Source organism: Rhizobacter sp. (assembly GCF_046595475.1).
Classification (GTDB): Bacteria; Pseudomonadota; Gammaproteobacteria; order Burkholderiales; family Burkholderiaceae_C; genus Rhizobacter.
The window spans coordinates 51,067-64,196 of sequence record NZ_JBKJOQ010000084.1; the positions used below are offsets into that span (position 1 = coordinate 51,067).

At 68.6% G+C, this 13,130-nt stretch carries 12 protein-coding genes; 3 read left to right on the plus strand and 9 right to left on the minus strand.

Annotated elements, in window-relative coordinates; genetic code table 11:
* Window positions 1-169: 169 nt before the first annotated feature.
* From AC30QB_RS14575 to AC30QB_RS14590, 4 genes are all read right to left on the minus strand, one after another.
* Window positions 170-2,212: an oxidoreductase gene (locus AC30QB_RS14575; RefSeq protein WP_489546957.1), complete on the minus strand. Its 2,043-nt coding sequence runs from the start codon at window positions 2,210-2,212 to the stop codon at window positions 170-172.
* Window positions 2,213-2,263: 51 nt separating this feature from the next.
* Window positions 2,264-3,340 carry a hypothetical protein gene (locus tag AC30QB_RS14580; RefSeq protein WP_489546958.1) on the minus strand — a complete coding sequence of 359 codons (1,077 nt, stop codon included), beginning with the start codon at window positions 3,338-3,340 and terminating at the stop codon, window positions 2,264-2,266.
* A gap of 73 nt (window positions 3,341-3,413) precedes the next feature.
* Window positions 3,414-4,574, minus strand: a complete 1,161-nt coding sequence (gene bioF / locus AC30QB_RS14585; protein WP_489546959.1) for an 8-amino-7-oxononanoate synthase — start codon at window positions 4,572-4,574, stop codon at window positions 3,414-3,416.
* Entirely contained in the window at window positions 4,571-5,194 is a 624-nt protein-coding gene (locus AC30QB_RS14590; RefSeq protein WP_489546960.1) for a TetR/AcrR family transcriptional regulator, read from the minus strand. Before AC30QB_RS14590 ends, bioF begins: the two co-directional genes overlap by 4 nt.
* Window positions 5,195-5,316: 122 nt before the next feature.
* Between AC30QB_RS14590 and AC30QB_RS14595 the strand changes: the two genes are divergently transcribed.
* Window positions 5,317-6,024, plus strand: coding sequence for a DUF2855 family protein (locus AC30QB_RS14595; protein ID WP_489546961.1), 708 nt, complete (start codon window positions 5,317-5,319; stop codon window positions 6,022-6,024).
* A 31-nt stretch (window positions 6,025-6,055) separates the two neighbouring features.
* Here AC30QB_RS14595 and AC30QB_RS14600 read toward each other — a convergent pair whose 3' ends face one another.
* Genes AC30QB_RS14600 through AC30QB_RS14615 form a run of 4 tightly spaced genes read right to left on the minus strand, consistent with a single transcriptional unit; the run spans window position 6,056 to window position 9,114 of the window.
* The gene (locus tag AC30QB_RS14600; RefSeq protein WP_489546962.1) at window positions 6,056-6,601 is read right to left on the minus strand and encodes an outer membrane beta-barrel protein; all 546 of its coding nucleotides are present in this window, start codon (window positions 6,599-6,601) and stop codon (window positions 6,056-6,058) included.
* A gap of 28 nt (window positions 6,602-6,629) precedes the next feature.
* On the minus strand, window positions 6,630-7,346 hold the full coding sequence (bioD, locus tag AC30QB_RS14605) for a dethiobiotin synthase (protein WP_489546963.1): 717 nt from the start codon (window positions 7,344-7,346) through the stop codon (window positions 6,630-6,632).
* On the minus strand, window positions 7,343-8,650 hold the full coding sequence (gene bioA / locus AC30QB_RS14610) for an adenosylmethionine--8-amino-7-oxononanoate transaminase (protein ID WP_489546964.1): 1,308 nt from the start codon (window positions 8,648-8,650) through the stop codon (window positions 7,343-7,345). Before bioA ends, bioD begins: the two co-directional genes overlap by 4 nt.
* A gap of 8 nt (window positions 8,651-8,658) precedes the next feature.
* The gene (locus AC30QB_RS14615) at window positions 8,659-9,114 is read right to left on the minus strand and encodes a chorismate--pyruvate lyase family protein (protein WP_489546965.1); all 456 of its coding nucleotides are present in this window, start codon (window positions 9,112-9,114) and stop codon (window positions 8,659-8,661) included.
* 80 nt (window positions 9,115-9,194) lie between these two features.
* On the opposite strand from AC30QB_RS14615, the gene pabB reads away from it, so the two are divergent.
* Window positions 9,195-10,595 (plus strand): aminodeoxychorismate synthase component I, encoded by a 1,401-nt coding sequence (pabB, locus tag AC30QB_RS14620; protein WP_489546966.1) that lies wholly within the window; start codon window positions 9,195-9,197, stop codon window positions 10,593-10,595.
* A gap of 1 nt (window position 10,596) precedes the next feature.
* Entirely contained in the window at window positions 10,597-11,307 is a 711-nt protein-coding gene (locus AC30QB_RS14625) for a hypothetical protein (protein WP_489546967.1), read from the plus strand.
* Here AC30QB_RS14625 and AC30QB_RS14630 read toward each other — a convergent pair.
* Window positions 11,237-13,033 carry an AsmA family protein gene (locus tag AC30QB_RS14630; RefSeq protein WP_489546968.1) on the minus strand — a complete coding sequence of 599 codons (1,797 nt, stop codon included), beginning with the start codon at window positions 13,031-13,033 and terminating at the stop codon, window positions 11,237-11,239. The two genes, AC30QB_RS14625 and AC30QB_RS14630, sit on opposite strands and share 71 nt — an antisense overlap.
* Between the last annotated feature and the right edge of the window lie 97 nt (window positions 13,034-13,130).

Genomic DNA, 13,130 nt, shown 5'->3' on the forward strand with positions numbered 1-13,130 from the left:
GAGGTATTGAAGGCCAGCGCTGGCCTTCGATACCTCAGCCCGAACGGAGCTTTGCTGAGGTTCGTCGCTGATCGGCTGGTGCCTTGAGCCTAGAGCTTGCACAAGACGCTTGCACGAAGCGGGCCGGGCATGCCACGTGACGCGCTTGCTTTGCCCATGTCACTGGGCGCTACAAAGATGCGGCCAAGCGGGTGCCCTGGTCGATGGCGCGCTTGGCGTCGAGCTCGCCGGCTTCATCCGCACCGCCGATCAGGTGGGTGGTGATGCCGGCCGCGCGCAAGGGCGCCAGCAGCTCGCGCAGCGGCTCTTGGCCGGCGCACAGCACGACGGTGTCGCACTCGATGAGCTGGCCGTCGCTGTGTTTTTCGCCGTAGGTGATGAAGAGGCCTTGCGGCGTGATGCGCTCGTAGTTCACGCCGCCGATCATTTCGACCTTTTTCATTTGCAGCGCGGCGCGGTGGATCCAGCCGGTGGTCTTGCCCAGGCCCTTGCCGAGCTTGCCGCTCTTGCGCTGCAGCAGCGTGACCTGGCGCGCCGGGGGCGCGGGCTGCGCGCGCACCACGCCGCCCCGCACGGTCTCGGGGTCGGCCACGCCCCACTCGGTGAGCCACTCTTTCAGGTTCAGCGTGGGCGAGTGGCCGGGTGCGGTGACCAGGTACTCGGCCACGTCGAAACCGATGCCGCCGGCCCCGACGATGGCCACGCGGTTGCCCACCGGCTTCTGGTGCAGCAGCACGTCGATGTAGCTCAGCACGTTGGGGCCGTCGCTGCCGGGAATCTTGGGGTCGCGCGGCGACACGCCGGTGGCGAGCACCACCTCGTCGAACTCGCGCAGGTCCGCCGCGCTCACCCGCGTGTCGAGCATGAGCTTCACGCCGGTGGCGTCTATGCGCTGGCGGAAGTAGCGCAAGGATTCGACGAACTCTTCTTTGCCGGGCACGCGCTTGGCCATGTTGAACTGGCCGCCGATGGTCGACGCGGCTTCAAACAAGTGCACCTCATGCCCGCACTCGGCCAGTGTGGTGGCGGCGGCCAGGCCCGCGGGGCCAGCACCGACGACCGCAACGCGCTTCTTCTTAGGCGCGATGCGGATGATGAGCTCGGTCTCGTGGCCCGCGCGCGGGTTGACCAGGCAGCTCGCAAGTTGCGACTTGAAGGTGTGATCGAGGCAGGCCTGGTTGCAGGCGATGCAGGTGTTGATCTCGGTGCTCTTGTCGCGCGCCGCCTTGTTGACGAACTCGGCATCGGCCAGCAGCGGGCGGGCCAGGCTCACCATGTCGGCGCAACCGTCGGCGAGCAGCTGCTCGGCCACCTCGGGCTTGTTGATGCGGTTGCTGGTGATGAGCGGAATGGTGAGGCCGCTCGCACGCAGCTCGCGGCGCATCTTCTGCGTCACCCAGCCGAAAGCGCCGCGCGGCACGCTGGTGGCAATGGTGGGCACGCGCGCTTCATGCCAGCCTATGCCGGTGTTGATGATGGTGGCGCCTGCCTGCTCGATGGCGCGGGCGAGCTGCACCACTTCGGGCCAGGAGCTGCCGTCGGGGATCAGGTCGATCATCGACAAGCGGTAGATGATGATGAAGTCGGGCCCCACCGCCTCGCGCGTGCGGCGCACGATCTCGACGGGCAGGCGCATGCGGTTCTCGTACGAGCCGCCCCATTCATCGTCGCGGTGGTTGGTGTGGGTGACCAGAAACTGGTTGATGAAGTAGCCCTCGCTGCCCATCACCTCCACGCCGTCGTAGCCCGCTTCGCGTGCCAGCTTGGCGCAGCGCACGAAGGCGCGAATTTGCCGCTCGATGCCGCGTGCGCTCAGCTCGCGCGGCGTGAAAGGTGAGATGGGCGACTGGATGCGCGAAGGCGCCACGCAAAAGGGCTGGTAGCCGTAGCGGCCGGCGTGCAGGATCTGCAGCGCAATCTTGCCGCCCTCGGCGTGCACGGCGTCGGTGACGATCTTGTGGCGGCGTGCGCCACCGCTGGTGCTGAGCGTGCCACCGAAGGGCTTGAGCCAGCCTTCGATGTTGGGCGAATAGCCGCCGGTCACCATCAAGCCCACGCCACCGCGTGCGCGCTCGGCGAAGAAGGCCGCCATGGCAGGGAAGTGTTTGCGCCCGTCTTCCAGGCCCGTGTGCATGCTGCCCATCAGCACGCGGTTCTTGAGGGTGGTGAAGCCGAGGTCTAGCGGTGCGAGCAGGTGCGGGTAGGGTTGCATCGGCCAATGTTAGAGGCCCCGCGCCGCGGCGCAACAGGGGAGAGCTCCCTATCAGCGGGCGCCTTCAGGATCGAACAGCGCCAGGCGCCCATTGGGCGAAGGCCGGTGGTGCCAGCGCTGGGTCAGCGCCTGCATAGGGCTGCCGTCTTCATGCCAGGCGCGCAGCAGGCCCATGGCGATGCGGCGCGACAGCGCGGCGCCCGGGCAGGCATGTGCGCCCAGGCCCCAGACGTAGTTGACCGGCGCCAGGCGCTCCAGCGCAAAGCGGTCTGCATCGGGCACGGTGGTGGTGTCGCGGTTGGCGCTGGCCAGCAGCACCAGCAGCGCCTCACCGGTTTGCAGCGCGTGACCTCGCACCGTGCAGGGCTCAGCCGCATAGCGGCGGGTGTTGTGGGTGGGCGGGTCGTGGCGGCCGGCTTCGCAGGCCAAGGCGTCGTCGAGCGAGGCGTTGGCCCGCCAACGCTCGCGCAGGCCAGGTTCGCGTTGCAAGGCGATCAGCACCGAGCCGATCAGGCCGGCGGTGGCTTCACAGGTTTGCGTGCACAGGCCGACGCGGTTGGCGTCTGCGCCCAGGCGCGTGAGCAAGTCGGCGGCGGCCTGGCTGCCGAGCTGCCGTGTGGTGTCGTCGGCGCTCGGCGACCAGGCGGCCAGCACGTCTCTCACCTGGTGCGGCAAGTGGGCCGGCTCGGGGGTGTCGGGGTACAGCAGGCGCCAGAGCACGACCAGGGGCGCTTCGAACATCAGCGTGTTGAGCAGGTGATGGCGCGGTGTGGCACCTTCTGCGGCGACCTGGCGGGCGGTCGCCTCGACCGGGAATTCGGCGCTCATCAGTTGCGTCACCCAGGCCTTGCCGTGGGCGTGCACCGCGCCGTCGTTCTGCCGCATCAGGCCGCCGAAGAGTTGGCCCGCCGGTGTGCCGACCAGCGGCCTGGGCACGGGCTCGGTGGGTGGCCGCACGCGCAGGCTGGTGTGGCGCAAGACCTCGTCGACCGCGGCAGCGCTGCTCACCACCCAAAGGTGATGCTCGGCGTCGTGGTGCAGGCCACTCGGCGCCGCGGCGCGCAGGGCGGCGTAGTAGGGGTAGGGGTCGGGGTGGGAGGGCGCGCTGAGCAAAGAAGGCGTGGGCATGGCGTGGTCCGAAGAGAGCATGTGCTCAGTGTCGGCATTGCTGCGCTGCGATGCTTCGAGGTGGATCGAAGCGTCACGCTCCTTCGGCGGCCCGCAGCGCCGCGAGCAGCCTGTTTACGTCGGCTTCATGGTGGCCGGCCGACAGCGAGATGCGCAGCCGAGCCGTGCCCTCGGGCACGGTGGGCGGGCGGATAGCCGGCACCCACAGGCCTTGTGCCAGCAGCGCGTCCATCACCGCCAGCGCTTCAGCATTGCTGCCGATGATGAGCGGCTGGATGGCCGTGGGCGAGGGGGCGAGCTGCCAGCGCAGGCCGCGTGTGCCCTCTTGCAACCGCGAAATCAGCAGCGCTAGGTGGGTGCGCCGCCAGCCCTCGGTGGCGATCACCTTGAGGCTGGCACGCGCGGCCTCGACCACCATCGCCGGTGTGGACGTGGCGAAGATGTAGGTGCGGGCGCGCTGCAAGATCCACTCAATGGTGGTCGCCTCGCCGGCCACGAAGGCGCCGGCGCAACCCGCCGCCTTGCCCAGCGTGGCCATGTAGACGAGCCGTGGTGAGCGCAGGCCCAGGTGCGCCGCCGTGCCGCGGCCCTCGGGCCCGAGCACGCCGAAGCCATGGGCGTCGTCGATCAGCAGCTGCGCGTCGTGTTGCTCGCACAGGGCGAGCAGTGCGGCGAGCGGGGCGATCTTGCCGTCCATGCTGAACACCGCATCGGTGACGACGAGCTTGCGCGCGGCCGTCGACGTGGCCAGTTGCTGTGCGAGCGTGTCCACATCGTGGTGTGGGTAGATGTGCGACTCGGCGCGCGAAAGCCGCACGCCGTCGATCAGGCAAGCGTGGTTGAGCGCGTCGCTGAACACGGCATCACCATGGCCCACCAGCGCTGGCACCAGCCCCACGTTGGCCATGTAGCCCGAGCCGAAGTACAACGCGCGCGGGCGCTGCACGAAGGCGGCCAGCTCGTGCTCCAGCGCCTCATGCGGCGCCTCGTGGCCGCTCAACATGGCCGAGCCGGTGGCGCCCACTCCGTAGCACGCGGCAGCCTCTTGCGCGGCGAGGATCAGCGCCGGGTGCTGGGCCAGGCCGAGGTAGTCGTTGCTGGCAAACGAGAGCATCGGCACGCCGTCGACGCGCAGCTGCGGGCCCGCCTTGGCTTGCACGACGCGGCGCTTGCGGCGCAGTTGCTGCTCGTCCAGCTGGGCCAGCCGGGTCTCGAAGTCAAAGGGCGAGGTCACTCTTTTTCGCTGGCCAGGGCCAGGGTTTGGGCGCAGAGGGTGTGCATTTGCTCCACCCAGGTTTGCGCGTCGAAAGGCGGCTGCACCAGCAGCAGGTAGCGGCGCCCGCCCCAGATCGCCACGAAAAGGGTTTCGGTGAGGGCTTCGTCCACCGGGCCATAGAGCGACTCGATGGCCGCGCGCCAGGCCCCCAGCAGCTCGGCGTAGGCGCGCAGCTGGTGCTTGTGCTCGGCAATCTCGTGCTCGTGGTCGAGCATTTGCGCGTCGAAAGGCGGCATGCCTTCGGCGCGCGGGTCGCACATCAGGCTCACCAGACGCGCAAGCGTCATCGGCTGCACGGCGATCGCCTGCACCAGGCCTTCGAGGCAGTGCCGCACATAGCCCGACAGCAGGGCGTGTTTGTTGGGGAAGTACTCATAGAGAGTGCCCACTGCGATGCCGGCTTCGAGGGCCACCGCCCGGGTGCTGATGCCTTCCCAGCCCTCAAGTTGCCAGATCCGAACAAACGCGCCGTAGATGGCCTGCACCGTGAAACGTGCCCGTGCTTGCGCCGGGCGCTTGAGTGGTTTGGCGGCCGCGGCGCGCAAACCGAACCTCTTGGCGGCTTGTCGTGCATACATTGATTGCGCCCCTTTGAAACGACACGGTTTGCCGACCGGAGACGAGCCGAATGAACATCCTGCTGACCCGCCTGCTGACGCAGAAGGCGCAATTGCAGCACAGCCGCTTCGACACCTAGCCTATGCCACTCGGCGGCGTTGACGAAGTGGTGCTCGCCATCGAACGCGTGGCCCTGACCACGAACAACATCAGCTGCGCGGCCCTGGGCGACAGCCTGCGCCACTGGGAGTTCTTTCCCACCGAAACGCAGGGCTGGGGCCACCTGCCCGCCTGGGGCTTTGCCGAGGTGCTGGTGTCTGACGTGAGCGGCGTGGAAGTGGGCGAGCGCTTCTACGGCTACTTTCCCATCGCCACCCACGTTGTGATGAAGCCGCAGGGTGTGACGGGGCGTGGCTTCCACGATGGTCGCGAGCTGAGCGCGGCCTACAACCAGTACACCCGCTGCAGCGCCGACCCGGCGTACCGCCGGCAGGACGAAAACCTGCTGATGCTGCTGAGGCCGCTGCTCACCACCTCGCGGTGCCTTGCTGATTCTTTGCCGGGCAACGTTCTTTTGGGCGCAGACGACGCCTTGCGCGAGCGCGTGCACCGTCACTTCGGCAGCGCGCTGGGCCACGACTGCTGCGCCGGCGCAACGCACAGCTCACCACCGGAAGTGGAGGGCGGCCCGCGCTTGGCGGATGCACTGCAAGCCTTCATACGCCACGTGGGCAACGCTGGCTGGCTGCATTGGGCCGAGCACACCGGCTTCGAGGCGGCCCGCAGCTTGATCAAAGACTTGTGCTCGGGCCGAGCCGACCCACAGCTCGGCCACGTGGTGGTGCTCTGAGCCTCAGAGGGTGAGAGTCAGAGGCGAGCCATCAGAAGGCGTAGCTGAGGCCGATGCCGAACAGGGTGGCGCCGCCCGAGCCGCGCGGGTAGTCGGCCCGCAGGTAATCGAAGCTGCCAGTAACGCTGAGCTTGGGCGTGAGCGCGTAGCTCAGGCCCAGGCCGAGGTAGGGGCCGATGCTGCTGTCTGAGGCCGAGTTGCCGAAGGGGCCGACGGCGGCGGAATAGTCGGCGTCGACCGACGCGAGGCCCAGGCGCGCGATGCCGGTGAGCTTGGGTGCCAGCGGCAGGAAGAAGGCGCCGCCGACCGTCAAGGCCGTGGCCGAGTAGCGGCCCGCCAAGGGGCCACTGCTCAGGCGCACTGAGCCGAAGTCGGTGTAGCCGAACTCCACCGCCGCGATCTGCGAAAACTTGTAGCCACCGTAGAGCTTGTACCCGGTGTCGCTCTTGTCGCAGCTCGACCAGCCCGAGCAGTTGACGCCTTGCTGGCTGACGCCGAAGCTGGCGCCGACATAGCCCTGCGCCAGGGTGGCGCTGCAGGCGAGCGAGGCGGCCAGGGCCAGAAGTGTTCTTTTCATGTTTGTGCCTGGGTGGGGTGGGCCGGAATCAGGGGCGCGATTCTAGGTCAGCGGCCATGGGCCGCCACCGCACGGCCTCGGGCCGCGGTGCTGCCAGGCGTGGCACGTCGGCCCACAGCGGGGCGTGCAGCTTCTCGCGCAGGTAGGCGATGTTGTCTTCTTGCGCCTGCATCTGCGGGTCGATGCGGTTGGCCACCCAGCCCGCGAACGTGAGGCCGCGCGACAAGATGGCTTCTTGCGTGAGCAGAGCGTGGTTGAGGCAGCCCAGGCGCAGGCCGACCACCAGCAGCACGGGCAGGCCCAGCGCTTGCGCGAGGTCGGCGCCGGTTTCTGTTTCATTGAGCGGCACGTGAAAACCGCCGGCACCTTCGACCACCACCGCGTCGGCCTGCGCAGCGAGCTGGCGATAACGGTCGACCAGCAGGCCGACCTCGATGCGCTGGCCGGCGGCGCGTGCGGCCAGGTGCGGCGACATCGGCAGCGGCAGGCAGTAGGGGTTGCCGAGTTCACGCGGCACCTGGATGGAGCCTGCGGCGCGCAGCGCCAGCGCATCTTCGTTGTCGCCCTCGGGGGTGGTGCCTGCGGCCACGGGCTTCATGCCGACCACGCGGGCGTGGGTTTTGCGCAAGTGCAGCAGCAGGGCGCAGCTCACGAGCGTCTTGCCGACTTCGGTGTCGGTGCCGGTGATGAAGTAGCTGGTCGGAGCAGGGCTTCGATACCTCGGCCCGAGCGGGTGTTCTGTCATCGCAAAGACTCGTTCAATGCGGCGAGTGCAGCTTCGGCCAGCCACTGCGATTCGGCCTCGTCGATCACATACGGCGGCATGAAGTACAGCGTGTTGCTTATGGGGCGCAACAGCAGCCCGTGCTTCAAGGCGGCAGCGTGATAGCGGCGCGAGAAGCTGGGGTCGTCAGTGTCCACATCGAAGGCCCAGAGCATGCCGAGCTGGCGCGAGCGCAGCACCTGCGGGTGACGGGCCAGCGGCTCGCTCAGGGCGCTCAGGCGTACGGCGGTGGTGTGGTTGCGTGCCATCCAGTCTTGCTGGTCGAAGACCTCCAGCGTGGCGAGCGCTGCGCGGCAAGCGAGCGGGTTGCCGGTGTACGAATGGGAGTGCAGAAAACCGCGTGCGGTGCGGTCGTCGTAGAAGGCGTCGTACACCGTGTCGGTGGTGAGCACGGTCGACAGTGCCAGGGTGCCGCCAGTCAAGCCTTTGGACAAACAAAGGAAGTCGGGTCGTATGCCGGCCTGCTGGTGCGCGAACAGGCTGCCGGTGCGGCCGAAGCCCACCGCAATCTCGTCGGCTACCAGGTGCACCTGGTAGCGGTCGCACAGTGTGCGAGCCTGGCGCAGGTACTCGGGGTCGTGCATGGCGATGCCGGCGGCGCACTGCACCAGGGGCTCCAGCACCAGGGCGGCGGTCTCGCCGTGGTGCAGCTCCAGGTAAGCCTGCAGCGCCTGCGCGCAATGGCGCGCGTGGGCTGAGGCCGAGACGCCTGGCGCCGCTGCACGTGCATCGGGGCTGGGCACGGCGGCGCTCACGCGCACCAGCGGGCCGTAGGCCTCGCGAAAAAGCGGGATGTCGGTGACCGACAAGGCCCCCACCGTTTCACCGTGGTAGCCGTGCTCCAGGCCGATGAAGCGGCTCTTCTCTGGCTGCCCGAGGTTGCGCCAGAAATGCGCGCTCATCTTGAGGGCGATCTCGGTGGCCGAGGCGCCGTCGCTTGCGTAGAAGGCGTGGCCCAGGCCGGTGAGCGCGCTCAGCCGCTCCGACAGCTCGACCACCGGCGCATGCGTGCAACCGGCCAGCATCACGTGCGAGAGCTGGTCGAGCTGGCGCTTGAGTGCGGCGGTGATGTGCGGGTGGCCGTGGCCGAAAAGGTTGACCCACCAGGAGCTGATGCCATCGAGGTAGCGCCGGCCGTCGGTGTCGTAAAGCCACACGCCTTCAGCGCGGTCGACGGCGAGCAGCGGCTGGGTCTCGTGCTGCTTCATCTGGCTGCACGGGTGCCAGACCGCTTGGCGGCTGCGCTCGGCCAAAGAGAGGGGCATGGGTGGTTTCAATCCGTCGCCACCATGCCTTCGCGAAAGGCCTCGAAGATCATCATCAAGGGCCCGCGCTCGGTGGTGATGCGGTAGCAGCGGCTGGCGCGCTCGTCGGGCAGGCTCACGTGGCGCCACAGCAGCGCTTCGGTGCGCGCGTCGCTCGCCACGGGCTCGCGCCGAACGAACAGGTGCTGCAGCAGGTGGCCGATGGGCGCCTGGCCTTCGTTCATTTGCGCCAGAAACCAGGGCGGCACGGCGTCAAGCCGGGTGAACGAGAGGTTGTCCATCAGCACGCGGCCGTGGGCATGCAGGCTGGTGACGCGTGCAAGCCAGGCGCTGCCGCCGAGCTGCTCGCGCACGGCGTCGGGCACGTCGTCGGTTTGCGTTTGCGCGAGCAGCAGCACCTGCACCGGCGCTTGCGCGATGGCCTCGCACACGCGGGTGGTGGAGCCGTCCAGGGCCATCAGCATGCGCAGTGTGGTGGCGTGCTGTGGGTCTCGGGGGAAAAGTCGTCGCTCTACACTCATGCGCTCAGGTTTTTATCTGCGAAATGGAATCGAGCATCGTACCCGTGCCCCTGGTGGGCAGCCCGCAAGATGTCTATGCGCGCCTGGGTGCGCAAGACGGCACGGTGCTGCTGGAAAGCAGCATGGCCATGCCGAGCTCCACCAGTTCCTCGGGCTGGTCGTGGATCGCCGGGCCCGCGCGGGCGACGCTGGAAACACGCGGCTTGACCACCACGCTGCGCGATGCCGCCACGGGTGATGTGCTCGGCACCTGGGCCGACCCGTTCGATGCCATTCAGGCCGTGCTGTCGCGCCTGGCACCACTCACGACACCCACGGCGCCCACCGCCGAGCGCCCCGCGGGCCTTGCCTTTGCGGGCGGGCTGATCGGCTACCTCGGTTACGACCTGGCGCGTTTTGTCGAGCGCCTGCCCAGCCTCGCGGCCGACGACCCGCCGCTGCCTGCCCTGCGCTTGCAGGTGTGCGACCACGTGCTGGCCTTCGACCATGCGCAGGCGCAGTGGTACTTCTGCACCCTGGCCGACACCGGCGGGCGTGCCCACGTGTGGAGCGAGACGCTGTCGCGGGTGCAGCAGCCCGTGCGCGTTGAAGGCCGCTTTCGTGCTGGCGTCTTGCAGTCGCGCACGCCAGCCGAGGCTTACCTCGCACAGGTGCAGCAGGTGCTGGGCTACATCGCGGCCGGCGACATCTTCCAGGCCAACCTGTCGCACCGGCTGGAGGGCGACTTCGAGGGTGATGCGTTTGCGCTCTACCGTGCGCTCACGGTGCACAACCCGGCGCCGTTTTCGGCCTTCATTCCGGGTGATGAGTTCTCGATTGCCAGTGTCTCGCCCGAGCGCTTTCTGAAGCTGTCGCAGGGTGAGGTGACGGCGCGCCCCATCAAAGGCACGCTGCCGCGCGATGCCGACCCGCAGCGCGATGCGCACCAGCGCGAAGCTTTGCAGGCCAGCGTCAAAGACCGCGCTGAAAACCTGATGATCGTCGACCTGATGCGCAACGACCTGGGCCGCGTGGCGCAGGTGGGCAGCGTGCGGGTTGACGCATTGTTCGAGGCCGAGGCCCACCCGAGCGTGTGGCAGCTCGTGTCGACCGTGCGTGCGCGCCTGCGCGCCGATGCCTCCGTGGCCGACCTGCTGCGCGCCTGCTGGCCGCCGGGCTCGATGACTGGTGCGCCCAAGGTGCGGGCGATGGAGATCATCGACGCGCTGGAGCCGGTGCGGCGCGGGCCCTATGCCGGCGCCATCGGCTACTTCGATGCGGGCGGGGCGATGGACTTGTCGGTGGTGATCCGCACGGCGGTGGTTCACGCGAACCGGGTGATGGTGCAGCTGGGTGGCGCGGTGGTGGCCGACTCGACCCCCGCCCAAGAGCTGGCCGAAACCGAAGCCAAGGGCCGGCTGCTGGTGAAAGCGCTGGCGGGCTGACATGCCCTCGCTCACCGCCGCCCACAGCCGCCGCCTGCGCGAGATCTGGCGCTCGGCTGGCTGGCCTTGCCAAGACCTGGTCGAAGTGGAGCTGCTCGCCGCCGGCCTGCTGGAGCGCGTGCGCCAGCCTTCGGGCCACGAGACGCTGCGTGTCACCGACGCTGGCGTGTTGCTGCTGGCCGAGACGCTGCAGCGCAACCGCGCGCGCCGTGATGCGCATGAAGACCTGGTCGACCGCGTGGCGCGCGAGATGACGCGTGCTGGGCGCATGGCCTGGCGCGGCCTGAGCCTGCGCGCCAAGGTGGGCGAGGGTGACGAGAGCCGCTGGGCGATGGCCATGCCCGATGTGTTTTCCATCCGCCACACCACGGTCGAGGCGTACCTTGAGCCCATCGTGCATGAGATCAAGGTGCACCGAAGCGACCTGCTCTCTGACCTGCGGCGCGAGTCCAAACGGGCCGCTTACTTGCAGCTCAGCAGCGAGTGCTGGTACGTGATCGCGCTCGGCATTGCCCAGCCTGAAGAGATACCGAACGAGTTTGGTGTGATGGTGGCGCAAGGCGCGCAGCTCGACGTGCTGCGGCCCGCGCCCAAGCGGGCCATGCGCATGTCGCTGCCGTTGTGGATGGCGCTGGCGCGCGCTACGCCGGTGGAAGGCTGGCGCAGTGAAGAAGCGCAGGCATGGCTGGGCGAGTCACCAGCTGATATTTGAAGCCGCGCAAGCTGCCTTGGGCCATGACGGAAGAGCGCAGGGCCAGCAGCGCCGGCTTTTGCGGATGCGGCGTGAGCAGCACGGCCCAGGCTTCGTCGCGCAGATGCAGGCTGCCCTGGCCTTCGACATGCGTTTGCGCGCTGTCGAGCATGAGCTGGCGTGTGGTGCCGGTACCGTCCGCGAAGTCGATCACCACAGTGCCGCAGTGCAGGGGCACGGGCTGGTCGCCGCTGAAAAAGGAGCGCAAGAGCTTGCCCAGGTTGAGGCCCAGCTTGGCATCCAACCGCGGGCTGAGGCTGCCGCCTTGCATCGCCAGGCTGAGCTGGCCACTCGCGCTGCCGGCCCAGGCCGCCACCGAAGGGCCGTGGCCGTGCAGCTTCACGCGGGCGCTGAGCGGGCCTTCGATCCGGGCCTGGCCGGGCCAAAGCTGCTCCAGGCGCAGGCCGTTGGCTTGCAGTTCCAGGCGCACCGCAGCGTCGGGTTCACGGCTGTCGAGTGCGAGCTGGCCGCTCAGGTGGCCACCGGCAAGGTCGGCGGCTCGCAGCGCCAGCTGCAGTTGGCCGTGCTCCAGCGCGGTGTGGAGGTGCAGGTGCTGAAGGGCAGGCAGCTCGGCGGCCTGCAGTGACGTGACCTTCAGGTCGACCGTGGCGTCTACCGCGCGCAGGCTGCTCAGCGGCAGCGCCGAATGCGGCAACACCCGCGTGCTGCTGCTGGCCGCCGCCGCCGCTGGCAGCGGCAGGTCGCTCAGGTGGATGCGCTGGCTCTGCAGGGTGGCTTTTAGTGCGCCGCGATCGTCGACCACGTCGTAGTGCAGCTCGCCCGCGAGGTCGGAGCCGCCCAGGGTCAGGCTCAGGCGGCGAGCATCCCAGGCTTGCTCGTTTTTGTTGACCTTGGCTACGACCCGGTAGGGTTTGATGTCTACCGTGGGCCATGACACCTTGGGCATGAAGCGCTTCATGGCCGCCAAGCTGGTGCCGCTCAGCGCCACGTCGGCCTCCAGGCGGGTGAGCTGCAGCAGGTCGGCCATGCGGCCTTCGAGCGTGAGGCGGGTGGTGCCCGAGTGGGCCTGGCCACGCAGCGCAAACCACTCGCCGCTGCGCAGGCTCAGCAGGGGGCCGGCGTCGGCTTCGCCTTCGACTGGGGCGCCTCGGAAGTTGCCGCTGAAGGTGATGCGCTGGGTGAGCGGCGCCTCGGTTTCAGCCAGAGGGGTCGAGGCCATCTGCAGGGCCAGGTCTATGCCTTTGTGCACGATGCGCAGGCGGCTGCGTTGCGTCTCCAGCGACAGCACCCTGATGTGAGCGGGGCCGCGGTCGTCGGGCTGGGTCAGGCGCCAGTTGCGCAGACCGTCGGCCTGGCGCTCCATGTCGATGTCGGCGTCGAGCAGCACCATGTGCGTGATTACACGCACGTCGTCGAACAGGCTGGTCCATTCGAAAGTGAAACGCGCTTCGCCCACCACGGCGAAGGGTCGCTGGGTGTCGGCCCAAGGCGCGTTTTCGACGCGCACGCCGCGCAGGCGCACGGTGGGTTGCAGGTGGGCGTCCAGGCCCAGGTGCAGGTCGGCCAGCTGAACCTGCCGGTGCGAATGCTGGGTCAGGTAGCGCTCCAGGGCGGGGCGAAACCAGTTCCAGTCGAACAGGGCCACCAGCAGCACCAGCGCAGCGAGTGTGCCCAGCGCGACTTTCGTCTTGGGCCCCGCAGCAGACAGGCGCGACAGCAGGTTCATCACAAGGGGACGGGAGCCGGTGGACGATCCGGGTCTGAGGCTGATGCTAGGCAAACCGGGCGGTTCACGGCACGGGGAAACGCCGCGTTCGCCTGTA